Genomic DNA, 23,812 nt, shown 5'->3' on the forward strand with positions numbered 1-23,812 from the left:
AGAATGAATAAAAAAGTAATCTTGATGATATTAGATGGCTGGGGAATTACGCAAGACCCTAAAGTATCGGCCATTTATAATGCGAAAACTCCATTTATCAATTCACTATATGACAAATTTCCTCATGCCGAATTACGAACGGATGGTGAGTTTGTAGGTTTACCAGAAGGTCAAATGGGAAATTCTGAAGTAGGACACATGAACTTAGGCGCAGGAAGAATAGTTTATCAGAATCTAGCAAAGATTAATATCGCTGTTCGTGAAGGAAATTTATCTAAAGAGCAAGAATTGGTTCGTGCTTTTGATTATGCAAAAACTCATGGTAAAAATGTCCATTTTCTTGGCTTGGTTTCCAATGGAGGAATTCATTCACATATCAATCATTTGAAAGGATTACTTGATGCTGCTAACAATGTTGGTTTGAGTAATGTTTACTTACATGCTTTTACCGATGGTAGAGATTGTGACCCAAAATCTGGAAAATATTTTATAAATGACATTCAAGAACACATGAAAAAAACTACTGGTGAATTGGCAACAATTACTGGTAGATATTATGCAATGGACAGAGACAAACGTTGGGAGCGAGTAAAGCTAGCTTACGATGCTTTGGTAAATGGAATAGGCGCAACATCTAACAATGCAGAACAAAGTATTTTAGAAAGTTATGAAAACAATGTTACCGACGAGTTTATAAAACCTGTGGTTATGGTTGATGAAGAAGGTAATCCTAAAGCAACAATTCAAAACGATGATGTTGTCATTTTCTTTAATTTTAGAACAGATCGTGGGAGGCAGTTAACAGAAGTGTTAAGTCAAAAAGACAATCATGAATACAATATGCACAAGCTTTCTTTGTATTATGTTACCATGACAAACTATGATGAAACCTTTCAAAACATCAATGTCATTTACAAGAACGATAATATAGAAAATACTTTAGGCGAGGTCTTAGAAAATGCGGGAAAGAAACAGATAAGAATTGCAGAAACAGAAAAATACCCACATGTAACTTTCTTCTTTTCTGGAGGAAGAGAACAAGAATTTGACGGAGAAAAAAGACTCTTATGTCCTTCTCCAAAAGTAGCAACCTACGACTTAAAACCCCAAATGAGTGCCTATGAAATTAGAGATGCTATTGTTCCTGAACTAGAAAAAGGAGAAGTAGATTTTGTCTGTTTAAATTTTGCCAATGGAGACATGGTAGGACATACAGGTGTTTTTGAAGCTGCAGTTAAAGCTTGTGAAGCAGTAGATCATTGTACGAAAGACGTAATTAATGCAGGTTTAGAAAACGAGTATACCACCTTACTAATTGCAGATCATGGGAATTGTGAAACCATGATAAATCCTGACGGAACTCCGCATACTGCTCACACAACAAATCCTGTACCTATTATTTTAATAGATAAAGAGCTTAAATCCATAAAAAATGGTATCTTGGGAGACATCGCTCCCACCATTTTAGATTTGATGGGAGTCAAACAACCCAAAGAAATGACACAAAATTCATTAGTATAGTTATGAAAAAAATCCTCTTTTTATTTGTTTTTACAGCATCTATATTCACTGTGAATTCACAAGCCAAAGTAGACAAAACAGGTCACCTTATTGGTTATGCAGAAAAATCTGATTTTTCGAATCAAAAATTTAGTACCTGGTTTGACAGAAATTATAATGCTTATACACCTAACGGAGATGTTGTAAAAAAGATCAAGAAAAAATTGAAAGGTGTTTCTGTTGTGTGCTTTATGGGAACATGGTGTGGAGATAGTAAGCGAGAAACTCCTAGGTTTTATAAAGTAATGGAAGCTGCAGATTTCAACTTTAAAAAGAAGTTTAAGCTAGTTGCTGTAAACAGAACTAAAAAAACTCCAGACAACCTTCAAAAAGGGTTAAATATTATAAGAGTACCTACTTTTATCTTTTATAAAAAAGGAAAAGAAATAGGTCGTTATGTAGAATACCCAAGAGAATCTATGGAAAAAGATTTTTTAAAAATCTTATCAGGAGAATCTTACAAACATTCTTACGAAAAGTAAATGCTACCTCATAATCATTTAATCATTGCTATAGACTTTGACGGAACTATCGTTGAAGATGCCTATCCTAAAATTGGGCCTCCAATGATTTTTGCTTTTGAAACCATGAAAAAACTTCAAGAGAATGGTCATCGTCTCATTTTATGGACCTATAGAAATGGAAGGAAATTAAACGAAGCTGTTGAATTTTGTAGAAAAAATGGCATTGAGTTTTATGCCGTAAACAAAAATTATCCAGAAGAAGAGTTTGATGGGAAAATAAGTAGAAAAATCCATGCAGATTTATTTATCGATGACAGAAATGTTGGTGGATTTGTTGGATGGACAGAGATCTACAAGCTTATTTTCAATTACGAGCCCGAAATAAAAAGAAAAAAAGGACTTTTCTCTTTTTTCAAGTAAGTTGAAAACCTTTCCAAATCTGTAAATTAAGAGTATCTTTGCACTTTGATTACAAATTATGATCGTAGTAAAAACCAAAGAAGAAATTGAGTTAATGCGCGAAAGTGCGTTAGTGGTATCAAGAACTCTAGGAATGCTTGCCAAAGAAGTAAAACCTGGAATTACTACATTGTTTTTAGATAAATTAGCTGAAGAACACATTCGGTCTCAAGGGGCTATTCCTGGTTTTTTAGGATTGTATGATTTTCCAAATACTTTATGCATGAGCCCAAACGCTCAAGTAGTTCATGGAATTCCAAATGACAAACCTTTACAAGAAGGTGATATTATTTCTATTGATTGTGGTGCTATTAAAAATGGCTTTTATGGAGATCACGCCTATACTTTTGCTGTAGGAGAGATTGAACCTGAGGTTGAAAAACTACTGCAAGTAACCAAAGAAAGTTTGTATGTTGGAATTCGCGAATTTAAAGCGGGTAATAGAGTTGGAGATGTAGGATATGCAATTCAAGATTACTGCGAAAAACACGGTTATGGTGTTGTTCGCGAATTGGTAGGACATGGACTAGGAAGAAAGATGCATGAAGATCCAGAAATGCCAAATTACGGTAGACGCGGTAGAGGAAAGAAATTTGTAGAAGGAATGGTAGTTGCTATAGAACCTATGATTAATTTAGGAACGCATAGAATTAATCATTTAAGTGACGGCTGGACTATCTTAACAAAAGATGGTAAACCTAGTGCTCATTTTGAACATGATGTTGCTATTGTGGATGGAAAACCAGAATTACTTTCTACATTTCAGTACATTTATGAAGCTCTCGGAATTGAAAGTGATGAAGAGAATGAATTTAGGCAAAATCAACTCGTTCTATAATTGTTTACTAAAGAACTTCATCAAATAACACAAAAAGAAATCATTCAAGGTTTCAAAGCTCGTTTTGTTCATACAAAAAACACAACAATTGCTTATTGGGAAGTTGAAAAGGGAGCAGAATTACCTTCACATTCACATGTTCATGAGCAAATTGCTATTGTAACAAAAGGATTGTTTGAAATGACCATAGGTGGGAAAACTGAAACATACGAGCCTGGTAAAATTGCAGTTATTCCTTCCAATGTAGAACACTCTGGAAAAGCGTTAACGTATTGCGAGATTACTGATGTTTTCTCACCAACTAGAGAAGATTACAAATAAGGTTCGTGAAGTTATTTAAAGTCATATTAAACACCATTCCAAGACCATTATTAATCAAATTAAGTTATGTGGCTCGCCCTTTTATAGCGTTCTATTTAAGAGGCAAAACCTATACTGATCCAATTGACGGCAAAAGCTTCAGAAAATTTCTTCCTTACGGCTACGGAATACAAAGACCAAATGTTCTTTCACCAAGTACACTTTCTTTAGAAAGACACCGATTGCTTTGGCTGTATTTACTAAATGAAACCAACTTCTTTAAGAGTAAGAAAAAGGTTTTACACATGGCACCAGAACAATGTTTTTTAAAACGTTTTAAAAAATTGAATCACGATTATATTACCGCTGATTTATATTCGCCAATAGCTGATGTTAAAGCTGATATTACCAATTTACCTTTTGAAGATGATTCTTTTGATGTCATCTTTTGCAATCATGTTTTAGAACATATTCCTGATGACACAAAAGCCATGCAAGAATTGTTTCGTGTGCTTAAAAAAGGAGGTATGGGAATTTTTCAGATTCCACAAGACTTGAATAGAGAAACTACTTTTGAAGATGACTCTATTACCGATCCTAAAGAACGTGCTAAAATCTTTGGACAGTACGATCATGTTCGTGTATATGGGAGAGACTATTTTGACAAACTTCGTTCTATTGGTTTTAGTGTTGAAGAGGTTGATTACACAAAAAGCATCTCTCCAGAATTAGCAGATAAATATCGATTGATGAAGGGAGAAATATTACCTGTAGTTTTCAAAAATTAATTTCTAAATTCTTGTAATTCTCCTTTATCATTAGCATAAATAAGAATCACTTTCAATTCAGGTTTCGTTTGTAAAAACACTTTTGTCTTTTCCAATCCCATTGCCATAAAAGCTGTTGCATAAGCATCCACATCAGCACAATCTAAATCAGCAATTACAGAGGCAGATAACAGATTACTTTCCTTTGCATATCCTGTTTTTGGGTTGATGGTATGCACAAATTTTTCACCATTATCTGCAATTCTAAACTTTCTATAATTCCCTGAACTTGCCATGGATTGATTCTTTAATCTCAAGTATGTAAATGCACTACGAGAACCATCAGTGTTAGGGTTGTCTAACTGAACTTTCCATTCTTTCCCATCAGGTTTTACACCACGTGTTCTAATTTCTCCACCTATTTCAACCAAGTAGTTTTTTATTCCTTTAGATTCTAAAAATCTCGCTACTACATCAATTCCGTATCCTTTAGCTACAGAGTTGAAATCGAAATAAGTTTCTGGAAATTGTTTGAATACTTCATCATTTTCAATTTTCACTTTGTCAAACCCAACGAATTGCATTAAAGATTTCACTTTGGTAGAGTCTAAATTGTTCAAGGGTTTTTCAGGTCCAAAACCCCAAGCATTCACAAGGTTTCCAACAGTAGGATCAAAAAAACCATCAGTTTCTTTGAAGATTCTTTCCGATTTTGAAAAGACTTCTTTGAAATAAGCATCTACTTTGACTCCTTTTTCCCCTTGATTGATTTTAGAAATATCTGAGGTAGGCATATATGTGGAAAGCGATTTATTAATACTTGCATACAATGCATCAATTTCTTTTTCAAAGTTGGTATCTATATCGTAGTAAATGATATTGTAGCTAGTGCCAAAAACATTTCCATAAAGCTGAATCGGTTCATTGCTCTTAGGTTTTTCTTTGCAAGAAACAAACCCTAAAGCAACGATAAATAAGGCAAGAAAAAAGGTTCTTTTCATGATTAGAATTTTGTTCTACAAAGATAGCCTATAAAGTTCTCATAAATCGTTCATAAATTATTGTTAATCGAAGTTTTTTTCAATTCAATATTTTTAACTTTGTGTAATTCTTAAAATCAATCATTCATAAAATGAGAAAACTAGTACTATTGTTAGTAAGTGCTGTTCTGGTAACATCATGTATTTCTAAAAAAGACTACGCAGCCTTGCAAGCACAGCATAAGAAGACCAAAGATGAGTTGGTCGCTGTAAAAAACAGTTTGACAAAATGTTTAATCGAAAAGGAAAAATGTGAGTCAGAAACTGTAAGTCTAAAAAATAACATTGAAGAGCTTAAAAAAGACAAGCAGAAAACATTAGAATATGTTGATAACTTGACTGTTTTAACGAAAGGAGCCAATGATAACATTAAGGAAACTTTAGCTCAATTAAGTAAAAAAGACAAATACATTAACAGAATTCGCTCAGCTGCATCTAAAAAAGATTCTTTGAATTTAGTTGTTGCTTTTCACTTGAAAAAAGAGTTGAAAGACGGAATTGATGATGAAGACATTGAAATTAATGTAGAAAAAACAGTAGTATTCATTTCTATCTCTGATAAGTTATTGTTTAAAAGCGGAAGTTATAATGTAACAGAAAAAGCTTATAAAGTGTTAGAAAAAGTAGCAACTGTTGTAAACGGGCAACCTGAAATGGATGTAATGATAGAAGGTCATACAGATGATACTCCAATCAAAGCAGACAACAAAGTTTTACAAGATAACTGGGATTTATCTGCAAAAAGAGCAACAGCTATTACACGAATCTTACAATACAAATACGGTGTAAAACCTAGTAGGTTAATTGCTGCTGGTAGAAGTAGTTATGTACCTCTAGCACCAAACGATTCCCCGGCTAATAAATCTAAAAATAGAAGAACAAAAATTATCATCTTACCTAAGATTGGTCAATTCTTCGACTTATTAGAGCAAAAAGCTGAGTAATTAAGTTTCTTTATATCGCAAGAGCACCTTTTTTAAGGTGCTTTTTTTATTCTAAGATTTTTATAAAATCTTCAAAAGCTATGTAGTGGGGTTGGTCTTTAAAAACGGGAAGTTCTACACTTTCAGCATTGGCAATTCCTACTCCAGCAAACCAAACTTTAGCATTTTGTTTTTTAGCATGTTCTTTAAAAGTTTCCATCCATAGAACATCATATTTTTCTGGATCTTGAATATTGTTTGTTGCTTTAACCAACACAAAAATGGTAGGCTCGCCTTTCTTATACAAAACAAATTGTGGATGCTTTTTTAATTGACTATTTACAGCAACAAATTCGTAACCCATTTGCTGTAACTTCTTCCCTACAATATTCATCGCAAGGTTGTGTAACTCTTGCTCTGTTAACGCATGCATTATTTCTTCTTGTTTCTTCTGTTATAATTTTTATCTCCTCTAGTTTTTGGCTTTTTATACTTCTTAGCAATTTCTCTTCGATAAGAACCTCCTTGGTTAGTTTTTTTATTTTTCTCCTTTTTCTCATGAAACGCAGGTCCAGGAATGTATTCTTGTGAGGTTCTGTTTTTAGAAATCTCCCTATCTTCTTTGGGGCGCTCTTCTTCGGTTAATTGTTTTGAAATTTCAACTTCTTCCGGCATTTCCAAAAGTGGAATATGATAGTCCATTAACTTTTCTATTCGTTCTTTTGCTTCTTGTTCTTTTTGCGTTGAAAAAAGAATTGTTTTTCCTTGATGCTCTGCACGTCCTGTTCTACCAATTCTGTGCATATAATTTTCTGGAAAATGAGGCGTATCAAAATTAACAACGTGTGTAATTTCATCTAAGTCTAAACCACGAGCCATTACATCAGTAGCAACTAAAATTCGATTGCTACCTTCATCAAATTGTTTGATAGAACGAATTCTATAATTCTGAGTTTTATTAGAATGAATCACACAAGTTTCGGAGCCATATACCTCTTCAACAGCAGCAAATAATAAGTCTGCTCTTCTTTTGTTTGCAACAAACACCAATACTTTGCTAAATTCATTCTTATCTCCAAGCAAATGATTCAACAGATTCACCTTGGTATAAAAGTTTACCACATTATAGGATGTCTGCTGAATATTATCTAGTGGAGTTCCACTAACAGCGATAGACACTTTCTCTGGTGATTTAAAAAATTGATTGATCAAAGCGTCAACATCTTCAGTCATCGTAGCAGAAAACATAATATTTTGTCTCCTTTGAGGTAATAGATCGAAAATATTCAACAATTGAAATCTAAATCCAAGATCTAACATCACATCAACCTCATCAATGACTAGTTTTTGAATCGATTTTAACTTTAACACATTGCTCAACGCTAAGTCATACAGCCTTCCCGGTGTAGCTACAATGATATCTTGACCCTGAGCTACTGCTTGTTTTTGAGTGTTTATATTGGTTCCACCGTAAACTCCCAAAACTCTTACATTGATATAGGCAGCTAGCTTTTCAATTTCTTCTACTACTTGCAAAACCAACTCACGTGTGGGCACTAATACCAATACTCTTGGTGTATCTTGTTTTGAAAATTTTAGGTCTCGAAGAATAGGCATCATATACGCAAAGGTTTTTCCTGTTCCTGTTTGCGCAATTCCTACCACATCTTTTCCTGAACGAACTATAGAAAACGATTGTTCTTGAATAGGAGTAGGATGTGTAAACCCCATCTCTTGAATACTATTTCTAAGTTGGTTGGATAAATCTAAATCATCAAAGGTGGTCATTGCCTAAAAATTTTGACAAAGGTAGGTTTTCTAATCTTTAAACCGAATAAACTTTGACTTGTTAAAGTAGTACCCTGGAACTTCTATATAAGAATTCAACTCTAACTTATACCATGGGTTGAATTTAGGGTCGTTTGGATTCTTTAACATGTGTACGCTTTGTGCGGGAGTATTTCCTTGTGCTAGAATAAACCGTTTTTCTCCGTTTTCGCTTTTTACTTCATCAACAATCATCACTATATGTCCAGGTGTCCCAGGATATACCAGCATATCTCCTACTTGCAATTTTTTAGAGGAAGTTACTTTTGGCGACTCATTATACAAAGACAGAGTTCCTGAATACATGTATATTAAGTTGAGGTATCGGTAAAAATTACTCTTTGAGAAATCTTTAGTTGATGTTTGATGGAATGACACTTTGTTCCCTTTTATTTTAGGCCTGTATCCCTCAGCATATTTTTTCCACGAACAATAATGACCGCTCGTAAATTCAAAACCAATCTTAGATTGCTGATTGGTTTTCCATAAATATTCTGCACGCAAACGAATTAATGCATCGGCACATTGTTGCAATCCATTTTTGGGAACAGAAAGATCCAATACACCTACATGTCCTGATTGGTAAAAATATTCTGATCCATCATAGTTGATTACTTTAGAACCATATGATTTTAATGGGTAACTCTGAATAAACTCTTGAAAACTTCCTTTAGGATAGTAAACTTTAGAAAATCCTTTGGGGGTTTTGACTCTAGCAGAAACAGAATCTCCTTTTTTGTTAATCAAATTGGGTTGAACAAAAACTGTTTTAATCGCTGTGACTGTTGGACGTACTTCTTTAACTTGAGATATGACTATAATAGCAACCAAAATAACGGAAAGGAATAGCAATTTCTTTTTCATATAAACACAACGTAAAAAAGGTCAATCTATTATCAGTTCGAATGTTTTGCATAGCAAAACGCCAGCCTGTTCGGCAGACAGCTATCGAGAAGTAACATTTTATTCTAGAATTTTAGCAAGCTCTGATTTGTACAAATCAAACTCTTTTAAATTATGGTGTGTTCCTTTTGAAATAGCAACAAACTTTTTTTGTTGTGATGTAACCAATTGAAACAATTCTTTGGATTCTATAAACGACGTTGTTTTGTCTTCATCACCATGAAAAAAGGTAATAGGTGAGACAACTTTTGGAATGTCTAAATCGGTTCTGAATTGATATTTCAAAATAAAGGTAGGTGTGAGTTTCGAATAAAAACGTGCTCCTTTTTTCATATTGTAAAACGGTGCTTCTAAGATTAGATGCTTAGGATTTTTATGAAGAGCTACTCTCGTAGCAAAGGTACATCCTAGCGATCTCCCATAAACAACAATCTGATCTTCTTGGAATTTTTGTTTGACATATTCATAAGCCAACAAACCATCTTTGTACATTGCTTCTTCGTTATAGCTACCTGTACTCTTTCCATAGTTTCTATAATCTATCACAAAAACATCATATTGGTAAGCTTCAAAGTAAGAAACTAGATTTCCCCATCTGCTCAGATTTCCTTTATTTCCATGGAAAAACAAAATGATTCCCTTGGGGTTTTTCACTTTAAAATGCAATGCATTGATCGTTTCTCCGTCATTAGTTTTCAGATTTACCTCTTCAAATTCTTGAGCGAATGAATAGGTATAATCTTTATCTAGTTTTTCGGATTGAAAAATAATTTTTTCTTGAAACATATACAGTGCTATCAAAACTACACAACCAACAATCAAAAGTGCAGTTGCAATTCTTTTGATCATTTTTTCTTTTTTTTGGTTCTGATAAAATCGATACTTGTTTTCTCTCTATCTACTTCTGTTCTTCCTTTAGAGTTTAGAATTTCACCCAAAGCTCTATGATAACTTTCAAAGTTATGTAAGTCTTTGTGTCCGCCACCAATAATCGGATACAATTTTGTAGAATCAGGCTTCAATTTTGACAATCGTAAACTTGATCCAAAGCGAATGACTTTATCATTGGTTCCATGAATAATATTGATAGAACAGTCTACATATTTCATCCATTTATAGGTTGGCATTCTGTATCTCATTACCAATCCTAATGGAATTAATGGTAGGTATCGTTTTGCATTCTTAGACATACTGAAATACGGACAAGCTAAGATTAGTGTTTTAGGATTGTTCATAGAGGCTACCTTGGTTGCCAAACCAGTTCCTAAAGAACGACCATATACAATGATACGATGTTCTTTTACCTTTTCTTTTATCTTATCGTAAACATATAAAGCATCGCGTTTCATACTTTCTTGACTTAGTTTTCCAGTACTTTTTCCAAAACCACGATAATCGATCATAATCACATCATAATTGTGTAAGGTAAAATCAACTGCAAACTTTCCCCAACCTTTGATACTTTTTGAATTTCCCTTTAAGTAGTAGACAACCCCTTTTGGGTTTTCTGACTTAAAATGCAATCCATTAATAATAGCACCATCCTCTAGTTCTAGATTGTATTCTTCTACTTTTTGATTCTCGTATTGAAATTGAAAGTCTTTAGGTAATTTCTCGGGATGAAATAAGAATCTTTCTTGAAAGAAGTAGAGAAAAATACTCACTACCGCCACAACAATAATTAAAATGATTAGATAAGATATCCAGCCCATGTAGTTAGTTTAGCAAAACGAATCTAAGGATTTTAAGTTGCTGACGCAAATTAGGTAGAACAGGAAAAATTTGTAACTTTAACAAAGTCAGTCTTTTGTAACAAATCCCTACTTCGTTATACTTATAATTAAACTAACCTAACCAGACTTATGATCAAACTCTTTAGACGTACTCGTCAAAAATTGCTATCAGAAAACAAAATCTCAAAGTACTTACTCTATGCCATTGGTGAAATTATTTTGGTAGTGATTGGGATTTTGATTGCTTTGCAAATCAATAATGCCAACGAGAATCGCAAAACAAGAGCCATTGAAACCAGTTATCTAGAGCGTTTAATGGTAGACTTAAAAGAGAACAAAACGCTTTGGAAAGAAACCTCAGATCGCAAACAAAAACAACTGGAAGCGGCCCATGTATTCTTGAACTTTCGATTTAGCAAAAATCAAGATACTGTGATGAAAATCCTACCTCATTTTACGGCTCTGGGTTCTTGGGAAGATATCAACATCAATCAGGTGACTTTTAACGAAATGGTAAGTAGCGGAACATTAAATATCATTACTAATGATTCAATCAAAATCAAGTTACTTAGTCTCGATAAATTATACAAAGCCATTCTAAATCGACAAGAATTGCTCCAAGAAGAATATCGTACTCTAATGCACACTCCAGTTATGACGATTCTAAATACGAGCAATATTTTACCTCTCGATCCTATACAAAGGAAAATCATCAAACATGGATTTTCTCAAGAGGAAGTAGGTCAATATGCCAAAAAATTCCAAAAAGAGATGATTACTTTGGTCAATGACAAATCTTTTATGAATGGAGTGGTTGGGATTACCTACAATGCTCCTCCTCAATTTAAAGAGTTTAATCAAGCTCAAAAAGAGGTAACAGATTTAATTCAGCTAATTAATAAAGAACTAGGAAATGATTAAATTCTTTCGAAAAATACGAGAAGACTTATTGGGCAAAAGTAAGTTCTCTAAATACCTCATTTATGCCATTGGTGAGATCTTTTTAGTGGTCATTGGTATTCTTTTAGCGTTGCAATTCAATAATTGGAATATTGAAAGAGAAAACAGCAAGAAAGAGCGTTGGTATCTAATTAATATTGTTGAAGATATCGAATATCAGAAAGGTGATCTTAAAGAGTTAAAAGAGAATTATGAATGGTGTCTTAAAACTGCAAAATCTATATTAGCAGACTATCAACGTCTACAAAGTTTTTCTGCTATTGATAGTTTTAACTACAAACTGAATTCATTAATGTTGGTTGACAACTTTCCCAACATTAATAATACCTATCAAGAATTGGTTTCTTCGGGTCAACAAACCTTAATTAGTAATAAAGATTTGAGTATTGACATGATTGATTATTATCTGTTTTGTGACGATAACTATATTGATGTAAAGAACAATAACGACAATATTTACTATAAAGACATTCATCCTATATTTAGCAGACTTAGTCAGACTATTCTAGAAGGAACAGATCTTTCTGAAGAACAACAATCATTGCTTGAATATGATGCTAAAACAGACGCTTTTTTAAGGAAAGAGTTAGAAAAACCAGAGAATATTTTACTTTTATTAAATGCTTTAAGGACGCATATTTTATTGAATACTTCTCATTTAGAAATGGTAGAAGAAACACTAGAAATTGGTAAATTATTAGTTCAAAAAATAGATAATTATCTAGGTTTAACTCCAGACATGGTAAATCATTATGATTAGATTTTTTAGAAACAACCGTACAACTATGGCTCAGAAAAAAAAGTTTTCAAGTTACCTCCTTTATGCTTTAGGAGAAATATTGCTCATTGTACTAGGAATTGTTATTGCTCTGCAATTGCAAAACTGGAATGAAGCTAACAAAACAGCAGAAGCTACTCAGCTAACTTTAGACCGAATTAAAAAGGAAATCGTTACCAACCAACAAAAAATTAAACGTGTACATGAGTATCATAAAATGGTGAAGGATACTTTGCAAAAAATTAAAACTCCTAAGACAGAGGATGAAGTAAAGAAAGCCTTGAGTTTTTGGAGAGGTTTACAAATACCTCGAATGCAAGAATCTGCATTTCAGACTGCTATTCAAACCGGAGTAAGTAAAGATGTGAATGTAAATTTACTAGAATCTTTAAATGCTTTATACACTTCTCAAAGTTCCTATAACGAGTTTTCAAAAACGGCTTCGCAAGGACTTTATAACAAAGACTTCTCAGATGTTCAGAATTTTAAAAAGATTGCCATTTTCTTAAATATGACCATGGTAGACTTGTATTATTTTGAAACAGAACTGAATTATCAATTTCAAAAGTGCTTGCAAGAAATAGATTCGTTATCTAACTAATTTCTTTTGTATATTTAAGAAGTTTAAAAAGATAGATGATGAAGATTCCGCAACGATTAGAACAAGCTTTAATTAAATTATACAATGCCTATCATAACAATACTCTAGATCCTGAAGATTGTACTGCATGTGCTGTTGGAAATATCTTAGACAATCATGATTCTTGGAAACACCTTTCTAATGAGCACGGATCTTTACAACTTAATTATATTGGAACTGTTCATCAACGTTTGGGAAGAAAATTTAACGGATACTCACCACAAGAAATCTTAGAAATTGAAAAAGTTTTTCTTGAAGCTTGTGGATTTAAAACTCCTCTTTGTCATTACAATCCTAAACCTCAAAATCCTAGAGATAAAGATGTCTTATTTGTTGGTTTGTTTGCTGTTGTAAGTCTTTTATGCGAATTAGACAATATGCAAAATGTAATGGATTATTCTAAACTATTTGAACAAGAAAATAATCTTCCTAAATATTCTTTAGAAGCAATTTTGAATTAGTTTTACTTATGACGTAAAAATTAAAACACAAAAAAACCAGCCTTAAAAGCTGGTTTTTTCTTTGATCACTTAAATTGGGGGACAAGTTATCAAACTCAATTACCATAATTGTCTTTAAAAGACAACCTTAATCTCGAACTTTTCTTTGATTAAATCTTCCCTTTTTCATTAAAATGTTTAAGTCAAATAAAGCAATCCACAAATAAATTGCACTACAATCATAACATAAGTAATTATTACATTTTAACATAAACTTGATTAAAGATGCGTTTCTTATTCGTACTCTAGAACCTGATTTACAATTAGGGCAAATTTTCACAATGAAACTTTTGGCTAAAGTAGAAGAAGTTTCTAATTAAAGAACAAAAAAACAGGTGGCAAAAAGTGGCAAACCTAATATTTACAAGCCTTGGATGAAGCTTTCTAATTCTATGCTTTTAGGAATCTCTAGTTTTTTTCTCAGTCTGTAACGTATTGATTTAATAGAATCTACAGTTGTATTTCTTACAGACGCCATTTCTTTAATAGACAAATTAACTCGTAATAAGACACAAACTTCTCTTTCTGATTTTGTTAAACTTGGGAATTGACTAATAATTTTTGATTCAAACCCTCTATTCACATCTTCAATCTTACTTTGGATAGAAGTTAACTTTTCTTCTGTTGTTATTTGTTGTTGTAATCTAATCATCAAACTACGTATATACGTGTTTGTTTCTTTCAATCCGCTACTCTCGTAATCAAGCTTTAACTGATCATAAAACTGCTGTAAGTAAGTTAACCTCATTTTATTGTCAGCAACCAACCATTTAAGTTCAGCTTCCGAAACTTTTACCTTCTCATCCAACAACTCTTTTTTAAGTTTTTCTTTTTCTAATTTGGTAGCAACATACTTTATTTTGCCTTTGTAATTTCTCTTCATTAAATAGGCAATGAACGTTCCAAGAATTAAAAGTGAACCTAAGAGTAAAATGTACAATTGGTTTTTTGACCTTTGAGCTTCAGCTCTAATTTCTATTTCTCTTCTCTCTAAGTCAAATTCTCTTTTTAACTCAAACTCTTTTAATTTCTTCTCAGATTCTACATTAAATATAGAGTCTGATAAAGCATGAAATATGTTAGTGTATTTTAATGCTTCCTTATATTCTCCTTGTCTAGCTTTTATTTTCCCCTTGAGTTCGGCAGCTTTAGCTATTCTGAATTTATATCCTAGTTTTTTAGAGATCGCATAGGAAGAGTCGGCATATTGCAATGCAATTGCATTTTTCTTTGTTTTTAAATAATCCATAGCAATATTAAAATACCCTATAGAAATAGACATTGTGTTATTAACTCTCTTATTATATTCAAGATTGCTTAATAATAATGGCAAAGATCTTTCAAAATCACGTTGACTACTGTAGAAGATTGCCAAATTATTTTTTACGCCTACAATCATATCTATTTCATCTAAAGCTTGAAATATCTGCATGGCTTTATGATAACTAATTAACGCAGAATCTCGTTTCTTAAGTCTCCTGTATGAAATTCCCATCATATTATAGCTCTGACCTAATAGGGATGAGTCTTTTACTATCTTGCTTAATTCTATAGCTTTATGATAATACTTAATAGATTGTGTGTTTTCATCTCTATACCTTCCTGTAATTCCAAGGCTTATTAAAGATCTTATAATTCCTAAGGTATCTTTAATTTTTTCAAAAGACATTTTTGCATTCAACCCATACTGAACTGCCATTGAATAATTACCCTTCTTTCTATTAAGGTTGACATATTGCTCATATAAATCTGATAGATGTACAAAGTCATTTTTACCTATAAGTTGATTGGCTTCACCAAAATACTTTTCAGAAAGCGTTAAGTTATTGTTCAAACAATATTTCCCTGCTTCTAAAAGAAACTCTATACGTTCTTGTTTCTTAGTAGCGGTTTCTATTTTATGTTGAAGCTGTATTAAAACAGAATCTTTTTCTTGAGCATAAGTAACTAAGGAAAGTATAGAAATAAAGAGTGATAGGATTATTGCTTTCATTGTTTATAAATCTAACAAAAAAAAGCCAGCTCGAATGAGCTGGCTTTTTTATGATTATATAAGGGATTATCCTCCAAAGTCATCAAATCGAATATTCTCATCTGGGATTCCAAAATCTTCACCCATTTTCTGAACAGCTTTGTTCATTAATGGTGGTCCACAGAAATACAATTCTATATCTTCTGGTGCATCATGATGATTTAAATAGTTTTCAATTACACAATTGTGAATGAATCCTACGAAACCGTCTCCTTCACCGTCTATTCCATCTTTTACTTTCCAGTTGTCTTCTTCTAAAGGTTCAGACAATGCTAAATAGAATTTAAAGTTTGGAAATTCTTTCTCTAAGTCATAGAAGTGCTCTAAGTAGAATAATTCTCTTTTAGAACGACCTCCGTACCAATAAGTAACTTTACGTCCTGTTTTTAATGTCTTGAATAAGTGGTATAAGTGAGAACGCATTGGCGCCATTCCAGCTCCTCCTCCTACATACAACATTTCTGCTTCAGATTCATTGATGAAGAACTCTCCATAAGGTCCAGAAATAGTTACTTTATCTCCTTTCTTCTGATTGAAGATATAAGATGAAGCAATTCCTGGGTTTACATCCATCCATCCGTTTTTAGCTCTATCCCATGGTGGAGTAGCAATACGAACGTTTAACATAATTTCTCTTCCTTCTGCTGGGTAAGAAGCCATTGAGTATGCTCTTTCTACTGTCTCAGTATTTTTCATAACCAAAGGCCATAAACCAAACTTATCCCATTCTGCTTGAAACTTATCAGGTGTATCGTGCTCTTCTGGGTGGGCAGTAATATCTATATCTGAGTATTTTATTTCGCATGGAGGGATTTCAATTTGAATATATCCTCCAGCTTTATATCCCATATCTTCAGGAATTTCAACAACAAATTCTTTAATGAAAGAGGCTACGTTATAATTACGAACAACCGTAGCTTCCCATTTCTTAATTCCGAAGATTTCTTCAGGAATAGAAATATCCATGTCTTGTTTAACTTTTACCTGACAAGCTAAACGAATTCCTTCTTTTAACTCTTTACGAGTAAAGTGAGGTGTTTCTGTTGGTAAAGCTTCTCCTCCTCCTGAATTAACGTGACACTCGCACTGAACACATGATCCACCACCACCACAAGCTGACGGTAAGAAGATTTTTTCGTTTCCTAGTGTTGTTAATAAAGTGCTTCCAGAAGCTACTTCTACTTTCTTTTCTCCATTGATGGTAATTGTTACCGGTCCTGATGGAGATAATTTTTGTTTTACAAATAATAGTAATGCTACTAAAAGCAATGTAATCAGTAAAAAAGCTGCTACAGTTGCTATAATAGTTCCTATTGTACTTGCTGCTAATGTGATCATCTTACTATTCTGTTTCTTTTGTGATTTCTGCTATTTTTTCTTCCTCTTCTTTGGCAACATCTTTCTTCTCTTCTTCAGAAGAAACTACTACTTCAGTAGGTTCTTTCTTTTCTTCTTCACCTCCTGTTAACATTCCTCCGAAACTCATAAATCCGATAGCCATTAAACCTGTTACAATAAAAGTAATACCTAATCCACGTAATGCTGGTGGCACACTTGAGTAACGGATTTTTTCTCGAATTGCTGCAATGGCTAAAATTGCCAAGAACCATCCAATTCCAGATCCAATTCCGTAGTTTAATGCTAATCCTAAACTTGCAATTTCACGAGATTGCATAAATAAAGAACCTCCTAAGATTGCGCAGTTTACTGCAATTAATGGTAAGAAAATTCCTAATGAGTTGTATAAAGAAGGTGAAAACTTCTCAACAATAATTTCTACTAATTGTACCATGGTTGCAATGGTAGCAATAAACATAATAAATGATAAAAAGCTAAGGTCGTACTCTGCATATTCAGGTCCTAACCAAACTAAAGCTCCTTCTTTTAATATGTATTGATCTAACAACCAGTTTAACGGAACTGTTACTGCTAATACAAAGATTACAGCAGCTCCTAATCCAACAGCTGTTGATACTTTTTTAGATACCGCTAGGTAAGAACACATTCCTAAGAATGTAGCAAATACCATGTTATCTATAAAAATCGATTTAAAAAATAATTCTAAGTGTTCCATGATATTCTAGTGTTCTTCTATTAATGCTTTATTTCTACTACGCTGAACCCAGATAATGATTCCAACAACAATTAATGCCATAGGTGCTAATAACATAAACCCGTTATTCTCGTAATTATAGGCATATACTCCTGTTTTAGCAATTGGGTCTCCTAATACTTTGAAACCTAATAAAGTTCCTGATCCTAACAATTCTCTAAAGAATCCTACAATGATTAAAATCACTCCGTAACCCAATGCGTTTCCAATTCCATCTAAAAAGGATCTCCAAGGTCCGTTTCCTAAAGCAAAAGCTTCAAAACGCCCCATGATAATACAGTTGGTAATAATTAATCCAATAAAAGCTCCTAAGGTTTTACTGAGCTCATAAGCAAAAGCTTTTAAGACCAAGTCTACAATAATTACCAAAGTAGCTACTACGATTAATTGTACAATAATTCTAATCTTAGAAGGAATGATATTTCTCATTAAAGAAATCACTACATTTCCAACTCCCATTACAAAGAGTACAGAAATAGACATCACGATAGAAGCCTTTAACTCTGCAGTAATTGCTAGGGCAGAACAAATACCTAATACCTGAATGGTAATTGGATTATTATCTGCAAATGGGTCAGTAATAAGTTTTGCGTCTTTCTTAGATAAAAGTCCCATATAATTATTGTTTTAAAGTTTTAAAATAAGGCACATACAACTTCAACTCTGTTCTCAACATTGCCGAAACACCGTCTCCAGTAATTGTAGCTCCTGCAATTGCATCTACCTCATTGTCATTTTTATCTTTATTTAAAGGATCTCCGTTACTTTTAGAAATTGCAATTCCTACAAAGTTTCCAGAATCATCTTTTAAATTTTCTCCTGTAAAATCATCCATAAAGAAGCGTAGTTTGATATTAGCTCCTAAACCAGCGGTTTCTCCTTTGTGATCGAAATATACTCCCTGAACAACCATATTGGCATCCATTGCAACGTATCCCCAGATTGCATCCCATAAACCTTTTCCTCTAATAGGAGCTATGTAGAATGTTTTTCCGTCTTTCTCTCCAATAAATAATGGCAACTGTCTTACTTTACCATCTTTTGCATTGGCTTGTTGTTTTTTTACATCGATTAAGTAGGCTTTTTCGTTTTCTTCTACATCAGTTCCATTGGTAATAACCAATTGTTTGGTGATGTACTTAGAAAACTCTTCTCCTACTTTATCTTTAGAAACAAAATTGGCATTAGAATCGTCATTTTCATTTACGCCCATTGCGTATAAAATGTTCTGTTGCTTTTCAATACGTTTATTTTCATCTATGGTTGGTTTAAAGAAGGATGCTAAGAACGCTAACAACGCGCCAACAACCAATACCATACCAGCAGCAAAAAACACCGTATATACATTACTGTCAGTTCTCTTGCTCATAATTATGCTTTTTTAGCTTTTAAACGTTTTAATCTTCTCTTCACATTTCCTTGTACCACATAATGGTCAATTGTTGGAGCAAATACATTCATTAATAGAATTGCTAACATTACTCCTTCTGGATATGCTGGATTAAATACACGTATCATAATAGAGATAAACCCTATTAAAAATCCGTAAATCCATTTCCCTTTGTTGGTTTGTGATGCTGTTACTGGGTCTGTTGCCATATATACGGCTCCAAATGCAAATCCTCCAATTAGTAAGTGGTGCCAGAACTCAGTCTTCATTAATGCGTAGAATTTACTACTCTCCGTAATCCATCCTTGGTCTACAACTGCATTAAAAATTAATCCCATCACCAATGCTCCGATAACAGAACTTAACATGATTCTCCAGCTTCCAATTTTTGTAAAGATTAAGAATAATGCTCCTAAGAGGATTAATAAAGTGGATGTTTCTCCAACAGATCCTGGTATAAAACCGAAGAACATATCAGAAACATTGTACGCAAAATCTTGATTTTGTGCCAAACTTCCTAAGACTGTTTCTCCAGAAATTGCGTCAACTCCAGTAGCTCCATTAGCAATTTGGTCTGCTCTGTCTCTAGCTTCAGCAACCCAAACTTTATCTCCACTCATCCAAGTTGGATAGGCAAAGAATAAGAATGCTCTGATAGTTAGGGCTGGATTTAAAATATTCATCCCAGTTCCTCCAAATACTTCTTTTCCTATAACTACTCCAAAGATCACAGCAACAGCTAGCATCCATAATGGAATATCTACAGGAACAATTAAAGGAACTAACATTCCTGTAACTAAGTATCCTTCTTCAACTTCGTGTCCTTTAATTACAGCAAAAACAAATTCAACAGCTAAACCAACACCGTAAGAAACTACTACCAATGGTAGTATTTTCCATGCTCCAATAGACAAGTTTGCTAAATTCCAGAACTCTCCACTAAAGAAAGACATTCCTGAAGTAAAGTTGCCATTTACTGCAACATTGTGTTGAAATCCAGCATTGAACATTCCAAAAAATAAACATGGAATTAAAGCCATGATAACAATATTCATGGTACGCTTTAAATCGTCTGCTGCTTTGATATGAGTACCTCCGTGAGTTACTTCATTTGGCAAGTACAAAAAAGTATGGATTGCGTTGAACGCAGGAGCCATCTTAGTTCCTTTGTACTTCTCTTTTAAATTATGTAGTTTCGTTTTTAAGCTCATTCTTTCAAAATTTTAGCCTAATTCTTCTTTCATTAAATCCAAACCTTCTCTCACAATTTTTTGGTGAGGTTGTTTAGATACACAAATAAACTCTGTTAGTGCAAAATCTTCTGGTGCTACTTCGTAACCTCCTAAGTTTTCCATTTCATCGAGATCTTTATACATACAAGCTTTTAAAAACTGTAATGGGTATACATCTAATGGAAAAACATCTTCATAAGAACCTGTAACAACGAAAGCTCTGTGTTCTCCATTAGTATTTGTGTTCAAATCATATTTTTTCTTTGGATTCAACCAAGAGAATGTTAGTGCTCTTGAAGTTGAAATCTTGTTGAAAATAGGCTTATTCCAACCAAAAAACTCATAATCATCACCTTCTGGGATGGCAGTAATTTGGTTGTCGTAATATCCTAAGAAGCCGTCTTCTTCAACTTGAGTTCCTGTTAAAACATTTCCACTAACAATTCTTGTATTATCAGTTTGTATGTTCTTTGCTACTAAGTTTCCAATTGAAGCTCCAGCTAAGGCTGTTATATAGGAAGGCTTTTCAAATTTAGAACCTGTTAACGCTATTGTTCTTGCGATATGCAACTTTCCTGTTAACAACAATTCTCCAATAACAACAAGGTCTTGTGGATTCACAACCCAAACTGCTTCTCCTTTGTTTAAAGGATCAATTTTTGCAATTTGTGTACTCACATTTCCTGAAGGGTGTGGTCCGGAAACTTTATGAAGCTCTATATTCTTAAGGTTGTTGAAAACTGAATCTGAGTTCTTTCCAACAGAAACATGAACTTTTCCTTGAGTTAATTTTGAAATTGCTGTTAAAGCAGCTTGCAATTCTTTTTCCTTACCAGCCAATGTATAGTTGTAATCTGCTGCGAGCGGAGCGCTAGCATAAGCAGAAACAAAAATAGCTTTTGGTTCTTGATTAGGATTTGCGATCACATCATAAGGACGTTGTTTGATAAATGGCCAACAACCTGAAGCAAAAAGGTAATTTTTCACTTCTTCTGCAGACATTTTATCGGCATCCTTAGTTTCAAAATCTTGATATTCTTGCTTTCCATCAGCAAGAATTTTGATCGTTAATATTTTACGTTTTGCTCCACGAATAATCTCAGTAACTTTTCCACTAACAGGACTAGGAAATAAAATACGTTCGTCGCTTTTTGAATAAAAAAGCGCCTCTCCGGCTTTTACTTCTGTTCCTTCTTTAGCGATAAGTTTTGGGATAATTCCGTGGAAGTCTTCTGGCTTTATTGCATATACTCCACCTGTAGAAATGTCAGTAGTTATGTGCTCTGCTTCGCCAACCAGCTTAATATCTAAGCCTTTCTTGATACGAATGTCTTTTGACATGGTCAATACGAAATTTAATTATCTAAAAAAATCATGCAAATTTAGGTATTTTGGTAGTTAAGACAGAACAAATAGGGCTTTATCTTGATGAGTGGAACTTATTTATAATAAATCTAAATAGCATTGTTTTTAATCTAATTTCAGATTGCTTAGGTTTGTAAGATAATTGTGGTTTCATTTTTGCGTTTCTTTGAATACACTGTAATTTATTTTATGAAAAGATTATTCTGCTTCACCTTCTTTTTTACTTATTGCTTCATTGTATTTGGGCAAACTACAGCACCTGATTACATCAAATCTATACAGCTTAAACCCATTGAAGAGAATAACTTTTCAACTATCGTTCCTTTGGGGACAATTTTAGAATTAAATTTTGACGATCTACAAGGTGATCAAAAAGATTACTATTATAAGATTCAATTGATGAATCATGATTGGACACCAAGCAACTTAATATCTAACCAGTATCTCAGCGGATTTCAGTCTAATATTATTTTTGATGTTGAGAATTCTTTTAATACTTTTCAAAATTACACTCATTACTCGGTTAGATTTCCAAATAGAAATACACGAATAACCAAAAGTGGCAATTATCTTGTATCTATCTTAAACAGTGATGATGAACTAATTTTTACTCGAAGATTCACCTTATACGAATCAAAAGCTATTGTTGGAGTTTCTGTTAGCAGAAGTAGAAATACTGCAAATTTAAACACTCAACAAACAGTTAATTTTATTGTAAATCATTCAGGAATTAAGATCAACAATCCAAATCAAGAAATACATGTTGCAATTTTGCAAAATCAGAATTGGAAAACTGCAATTACCAATATCCAACCTCAATTTTACAAGCCTAATCAATTAATTTATAGATATACTAGAAAGACCAATTTTTGGGGAGGAAATCAATATCTTTTTTTTGACAATAAGATTATTAGAAATTCAAGCATTAATGTAGCAAAAGTTGAACGCAAAGACCTTTATCACAATTATTTATATCCCTATAAGGTGAAAGAAGTGAAATCTTACACTTACAATCCAGATATTAATGGTCAATTTATTATAAGAACTTTAGAAGGCTCTAATCCAAAAACAGAAGCTGATTATGCTATGATGCATTTTTCATTAGAAGTTGAGGAAGAATTTACCGGTAAGGAAGTTTATGTATATGGAGCTTTCAACAATTTTAATCTTTCTGAGACGAATCAAATGGCTTATGATTCAACTAGAAACACTTACACTGCCAACATTTTATTAAAGCAAGGGTTTTACAACTATACTTTTGTGACAAAGTCTGATGACGGATCTATATCACAGGCAGAAACTTTAGGAAACTTTTCAAAAACCGAAAATGACTACACAGTAATTGTCTATTACAAACCTTTTGGAGGTCTCTTTGATAGAGTTATTGGAGTGGGTAATATTTTATTTGAAGGAGAAAGGTAAAAAATGTTGATTAAAGTTCGAAAATATTTAATACATGTTGTTTGGCATTTTGTTAAATACTAGAACATCTTCACTTCGCTTATGTTGGTTTTGCATTTATACTTTGAACTTTCATTCAAAAGTCCTACATTAGCTATAGATGGTACAACAAATAACAAAAGGGATAAAAATATCTGTAAAAGCAAAGTATGATGGGACTTTGTACAGAAACTATCGCTTGTACCACAATTTTAGTTATTACATTACTATTGAAAACAAATCATTAGAAACAGTCCAACTTACAGATCGTTTTTGGAAAATTTTCGATTCACTAAATACGATAGAAACTGTTGAAGGTGAAGGTGTAGTTGGACAAACACCAATTTTAGAACCTCAAGATACTTACAAGTATAAATCTGGATGTTTTTTATTATCTAATATTGGAGCAATGAGTGGTTTTTATACAATGGTAAATACCGAAACTCAAAAGAGTTTTGATGTAACCATACCTACGTTCCAACTTTCAACACCCATATCATTAAACTAACAAAACGAAATAAACAACGAAAACTTAGTGTAGTCAAAGA

At 33.0% G+C, this 23,812-nt stretch carries 26 protein-coding genes; 13 read left to right on the top strand and 13 right to left on the bottom strand.

What is annotated here, in order from left to right; all coding sequences use genetic code 11:
• Positions 1-3 precede the first annotated feature (3 nt).
• Genes gpmI through AAON49_RS05460 form a run of 6 tightly spaced genes read left to right on the top strand, consistent with a single transcriptional unit; the run spans position 4 to position 4,409 of the window.
• Complete coding sequence (gene gpmI, locus AAON49_RS05435) at positions 4-1,521, top strand: 2,3-bisphosphoglycerate-independent phosphoglycerate mutase (protein WP_349553191.1); 1,518 nt, start codon at positions 4-6, stop codon at positions 1,519-1,521.
• A 2-nt stretch (positions 1,522-1,523) separates the two neighbouring features.
• Positions 1,524-2,042, top strand: coding sequence for a thioredoxin family protein (locus AAON49_RS05440; RefSeq protein WP_349553193.1), 519 nt, complete (start codon positions 1,524-1,526; stop codon positions 2,040-2,042).
• Positions 2,043-2,444 (top strand): BT0820 family HAD-type phosphatase, encoded by a 402-nt coding sequence (locus AAON49_RS05445; protein WP_349553194.1) that lies wholly within the window; start codon positions 2,043-2,045, stop codon positions 2,442-2,444.
• Between the two features lie 58 nt (positions 2,445-2,502).
• Positions 2,503-3,321: a type I methionyl aminopeptidase gene (gene map / locus AAON49_RS05450; protein ID WP_349553195.1), complete on the top strand. Its 819-nt coding sequence runs from the start codon at positions 2,503-2,505 to the stop codon at positions 3,319-3,321.
• Complete coding sequence (locus tag AAON49_RS05455; protein ID WP_349553196.1) at positions 3,322-3,642, top strand: cupin domain-containing protein; 321 nt, start codon at positions 3,322-3,324, stop codon at positions 3,640-3,642.
• 5 nt (positions 3,643-3,647) lie between these two features.
• Positions 3,648-4,409, top strand: coding sequence for a class I SAM-dependent methyltransferase (locus AAON49_RS05460; RefSeq protein WP_349553197.1), 762 nt, complete (start codon positions 3,648-3,650; stop codon positions 4,407-4,409).
• On the opposite strand, the gene AAON49_RS05465 is transcribed toward AAON49_RS05460, so the two are convergent.
• Complete coding sequence (locus tag AAON49_RS05465) at positions 4,406-5,389, bottom strand: FAD:protein FMN transferase (protein WP_349553199.1); 984 nt, start codon at positions 5,387-5,389, stop codon at positions 4,406-4,408. The genes AAON49_RS05460 and AAON49_RS05465 overlap by 4 nt on opposite strands.
• 131 nt (positions 5,390-5,520) lie before the next feature.
• Between AAON49_RS05465 and AAON49_RS05470 the strand changes: the two genes are divergently transcribed.
• The gene (locus tag AAON49_RS05470) at positions 5,521-6,372 is read left to right on the top strand and encodes an OmpA/MotB family protein (protein WP_349553201.1); all 852 of its coding nucleotides are present in this window, start codon (positions 5,521-5,523) and stop codon (positions 6,370-6,372) included.
• A 46-nt stretch (positions 6,373-6,418) separates the two neighbouring features.
• On the opposite strand, the gene AAON49_RS05475 is transcribed toward AAON49_RS05470, so the two are convergent.
• The 5 genes from AAON49_RS05475 to AAON49_RS05495 all read right to left on the bottom strand — a co-directional run bounded on the left by AAON49_RS05475 (position 6,419) and on the right by AAON49_RS05495 (position 10,793).
• Complete coding sequence (locus tag AAON49_RS05475; protein WP_349553203.1) at positions 6,419-6,784, bottom strand: DUF8840 domain-containing protein; 366 nt, start codon at positions 6,782-6,784, stop codon at positions 6,419-6,421.
• A complete protein-coding gene (locus AAON49_RS05480) occupies positions 6,784-8,139 on the bottom strand; it encodes a DEAD/DEAH box helicase (protein WP_349553205.1) in 1,356 nt (451 codons plus the stop codon). The genes AAON49_RS05475 and AAON49_RS05480 overlap by 1 nt, the downstream gene beginning before the upstream one ends.
• A gap of 30 nt (positions 8,140-8,169) precedes the next feature.
• Positions 8,170-9,042, bottom strand: a complete 873-nt coding sequence (locus tag AAON49_RS05485) for a DUF4846 domain-containing protein (RefSeq protein WP_349553207.1) — start codon at positions 9,040-9,042, stop codon at positions 8,170-8,172.
• 99 nt (positions 9,043-9,141) lie between these two features.
• Positions 9,142-9,930, bottom strand: coding sequence for an alpha/beta hydrolase (locus AAON49_RS05490; RefSeq protein ID WP_349553209.1), 789 nt, complete (start codon positions 9,928-9,930; stop codon positions 9,142-9,144).
• Positions 9,927-10,793: an alpha/beta hydrolase gene (locus AAON49_RS05495; protein WP_349553211.1), complete on the bottom strand. Its 867-nt coding sequence runs from the start codon at positions 10,791-10,793 to the stop codon at positions 9,927-9,929. The genes AAON49_RS05490 and AAON49_RS05495 overlap by 4 nt, the downstream gene beginning before the upstream one ends.
• 150 nt (positions 10,794-10,943) lie before the next feature.
• Here AAON49_RS05495 and AAON49_RS05500 point away from each other — a divergent pair, with 150 nt between their 5' ends.
• The 4 genes from AAON49_RS05500 to AAON49_RS05515 are packed head-to-tail and all read left to right on the top strand — an operon-like array spanning position 10,944 to position 13,653.
• Positions 10,944-11,735 (top strand): DUF6090 family protein, encoded by a 792-nt coding sequence (locus AAON49_RS05500; RefSeq protein WP_349553213.1) that lies wholly within the window; start codon positions 10,944-10,946, stop codon positions 11,733-11,735.
• Entirely contained in the window at positions 11,728-12,534 is an 807-nt protein-coding gene (locus AAON49_RS05505) for a DUF6090 family protein (protein ID WP_349553214.1), read from the top strand. The genes AAON49_RS05500 and AAON49_RS05505 overlap by 8 nt, the downstream gene beginning before the upstream one ends.
• Positions 12,535-12,559: 25 nt before the next feature.
• A complete protein-coding gene (locus AAON49_RS05510) occupies positions 12,560-13,153 on the top strand; it encodes a hypothetical protein (RefSeq protein ID WP_349553216.1) in 594 nt (197 codons plus the stop codon).
• 38 nt (positions 13,154-13,191) lie between these two features.
• Positions 13,192-13,653: a Na(+)-translocating NADH-quinone reductase subunit F gene (locus tag AAON49_RS05515; protein ID WP_349553217.1), complete on the top strand. Its 462-nt coding sequence runs from the start codon at positions 13,192-13,194 to the stop codon at positions 13,651-13,653.
• Between the two features lie 400 nt (positions 13,654-14,053).
• Here the strand turns inward: AAON49_RS05515 and AAON49_RS05520 are convergent, their stop codons facing one another.
• The 7 genes from AAON49_RS05520 to AAON49_RS05550 form a co-directional block, all read right to left on the bottom strand.
• The gene (locus tag AAON49_RS05520; RefSeq protein ID WP_349553219.1) at positions 14,054-15,685 is read right to left on the bottom strand and encodes a tetratricopeptide repeat protein; all 1,632 of its coding nucleotides are present in this window, start codon (positions 15,683-15,685) and stop codon (positions 14,054-14,056) included.
• A gap of 66 nt (positions 15,686-15,751) precedes the next feature.
• Entirely contained in the window at positions 15,752-17,059 is a 1,308-nt protein-coding gene (gene nqrF / locus AAON49_RS05525; protein ID WP_349553481.1) for an NADH:ubiquinone reductase (Na(+)-transporting) subunit F, read from the bottom strand.
• 7 nt (positions 17,060-17,066) lie between these two features.
• Positions 17,067-17,798 carry an NADH:ubiquinone reductase (Na(+)-transporting) subunit E gene (nqrE, locus tag AAON49_RS05530; protein WP_349553220.1) on the bottom strand — a complete coding sequence of 244 codons (732 nt, stop codon included), beginning with the start codon at positions 17,796-17,798 and terminating at the stop codon, positions 17,067-17,069.
• A 6-nt stretch (positions 17,799-17,804) separates the two neighbouring features.
• Entirely contained in the window at positions 17,805-18,452 is a 648-nt protein-coding gene (locus tag AAON49_RS05535; RefSeq protein WP_349553222.1) for an NADH:ubiquinone reductase (Na(+)-transporting) subunit D, read from the bottom strand.
• 4 nt (positions 18,453-18,456) lie between these two features.
• A complete protein-coding gene (locus AAON49_RS05540) occupies positions 18,457-19,206 on the bottom strand; it encodes a Na(+)-translocating NADH-quinone reductase subunit C (protein ID WP_349553223.1) in 750 nt (249 codons plus the stop codon).
• Between the two features lie 2 nt (positions 19,207-19,208).
• Entirely contained in the window at positions 19,209-20,438 is a 1,230-nt protein-coding gene (locus AAON49_RS05545) for an NADH:ubiquinone reductase (Na(+)-transporting) subunit B (protein WP_349553224.1), read from the bottom strand.
• Between the two features lie 12 nt (positions 20,439-20,450).
• Entirely contained in the window at positions 20,451-21,800 is a 1,350-nt protein-coding gene (locus tag AAON49_RS05550; RefSeq protein WP_349553226.1) for a Na(+)-translocating NADH-quinone reductase subunit A, read from the bottom strand.
• 213 nt (positions 21,801-22,013) lie between these two features.
• On the opposite strand from AAON49_RS05550, the gene AAON49_RS05555 reads away from it, so the two are divergent.
• Positions 22,014-23,246, top strand: coding sequence for a type IX secretion system plug protein (locus AAON49_RS05555; RefSeq protein WP_349553227.1), 1,233 nt, complete (start codon positions 22,014-22,016; stop codon positions 23,244-23,246).
• Positions 23,247-23,385: 139 nt separating this feature from the next.
• On the top strand, positions 23,386-23,772 hold the full coding sequence (gene apaG / locus AAON49_RS05560) for a Co2+/Mg2+ efflux facilitator ApaG/CorD (protein WP_349553229.1): 387 nt from the start codon (positions 23,386-23,388) through the stop codon (positions 23,770-23,772).
• Positions 23,773-23,812 lie beyond the last annotated feature (40 nt).

This window comes from Pseudotenacibaculum sp. MALMAid0570, assembly GCF_040151415.1.
Classification (GTDB): domain Bacteria; phylum Bacteroidota; class Bacteroidia; order Flavobacteriales; family Flavobacteriaceae; genus Polaribacter.

Coding starts and splice junctions, on each gene's coding strand:
- AAON49_RS05465 (WP_349553199.1), bottom strand. CDS start 5,389: ATGAAAAGAACCTTTTTTCTTGCCTTATTTATCGTTGCTTTAGGGTTT.
- AAON49_RS05490 (WP_349553209.1), bottom strand. CDS start 9,930: ATGATCAAAAGAATTGCAACTGCACTTTTGATTGTTGGTTGTGTAGTT.
- AAON49_RS05545 (WP_349553224.1), bottom strand. CDS start 20,438: ATGAGCTTAAAAACGAAACTACATAATTTAAAAGAGAAGTACAAAGGA.
- AAON49_RS05515 (WP_349553217.1), top strand. CDS start 13,192: ATGAAGATTCCGCAACGATTAGAACAAGCTTTAATTAAATTATACAAT.
- AAON49_RS05475 (WP_349553203.1), bottom strand. CDS start 6,784: ATGCATGCGTTAACAGAGCAAGAGTTACACAACCTTGCGATGAATATT.
- AAON49_RS05510 (WP_349553216.1), top strand. CDS start 12,560: ATGGCTCAGAAAAAAAAGTTTTCAAGTTACCTCCTTTATGCTTTAGGA.
- AAON49_RS05445 (WP_349553194.1), top strand. CDS start 2,043: ATGCTACCTCATAATCATTTAATCATTGCTATAGACTTTGACGGAACT.
- AAON49_RS05495 (WP_349553211.1), bottom strand. CDS start 10,793: ATGGGCTGGATATCTTATCTAATCATTTTAATTATTGTTGTGGCGGTA.
- apaG (WP_349553229.1), top strand. CDS start 23,386: ATGGTACAACAAATAACAAAAGGGATAAAAATATCTGTAAAAGCAAAG.
- AAON49_RS05550 (WP_349553226.1), bottom strand. CDS start 21,800: ATGTCAAAAGACATTCGTATCAAGAAAGGCTTAGATATTAAGCTGGTT.
- AAON49_RS05470 (WP_349553201.1), top strand. CDS start 5,521: ATGAGAAAACTAGTACTATTGTTAGTAAGTGCTGTTCTGGTAACATCA.
- AAON49_RS05555 (WP_349553227.1), top strand. CDS start 22,014: ATGAAAAGATTATTCTGCTTCACCTTCTTTTTTACTTATTGCTTCATT.
- AAON49_RS05485 (WP_349553207.1), bottom strand. CDS start 9,042: ATGAAAAAGAAATTGCTATTCCTTTCCGTTATTTTGGTTGCTATTATA.
- AAON49_RS05540 (WP_349553223.1), bottom strand. CDS start 19,206: ATGAGCAAGAGAACTGACAGTAATGTATATACGGTGTTTTTTGCTGCT.
- AAON49_RS05535 (WP_349553222.1), bottom strand. CDS start 18,452: ATGGGACTTTTATCTAAGAAAGACGCAAAACTTATTACTGACCCATTT.
- AAON49_RS05500 (WP_349553213.1), top strand. CDS start 10,944: ATGATCAAACTCTTTAGACGTACTCGTCAAAAATTGCTATCAGAAAAC.
- AAON49_RS05520 (WP_349553219.1), bottom strand. CDS start 15,685: ATGAAAGCAATAATCCTATCACTCTTTATTTCTATACTTTCCTTAGTT.
- AAON49_RS05505 (WP_349553214.1), top strand. CDS start 11,728: ATGATTAAATTCTTTCGAAAAATACGAGAAGACTTATTGGGCAAAAGT.
- gpmI (WP_349553191.1), top strand. CDS start 4: ATGAATAAAAAAGTAATCTTGATGATATTAGATGGCTGGGGAATTACG.
- AAON49_RS05440 (WP_349553193.1), top strand. CDS start 1,524: ATGAAAAAAATCCTCTTTTTATTTGTTTTTACAGCATCTATATTCACT.
- map (WP_349553195.1), top strand. CDS start 2,503: ATGATCGTAGTAAAAACCAAAGAAGAAATTGAGTTAATGCGCGAAAGT.
- AAON49_RS05480 (WP_349553205.1), bottom strand. CDS start 8,139: ATGACCACCTTTGATGATTTAGATTTATCCAACCAACTTAGAAATAGT.
- nqrE (WP_349553220.1), bottom strand. CDS start 17,798: ATGGAACACTTAGAATTATTTTTTAAATCGATTTTTATAGATAACATG.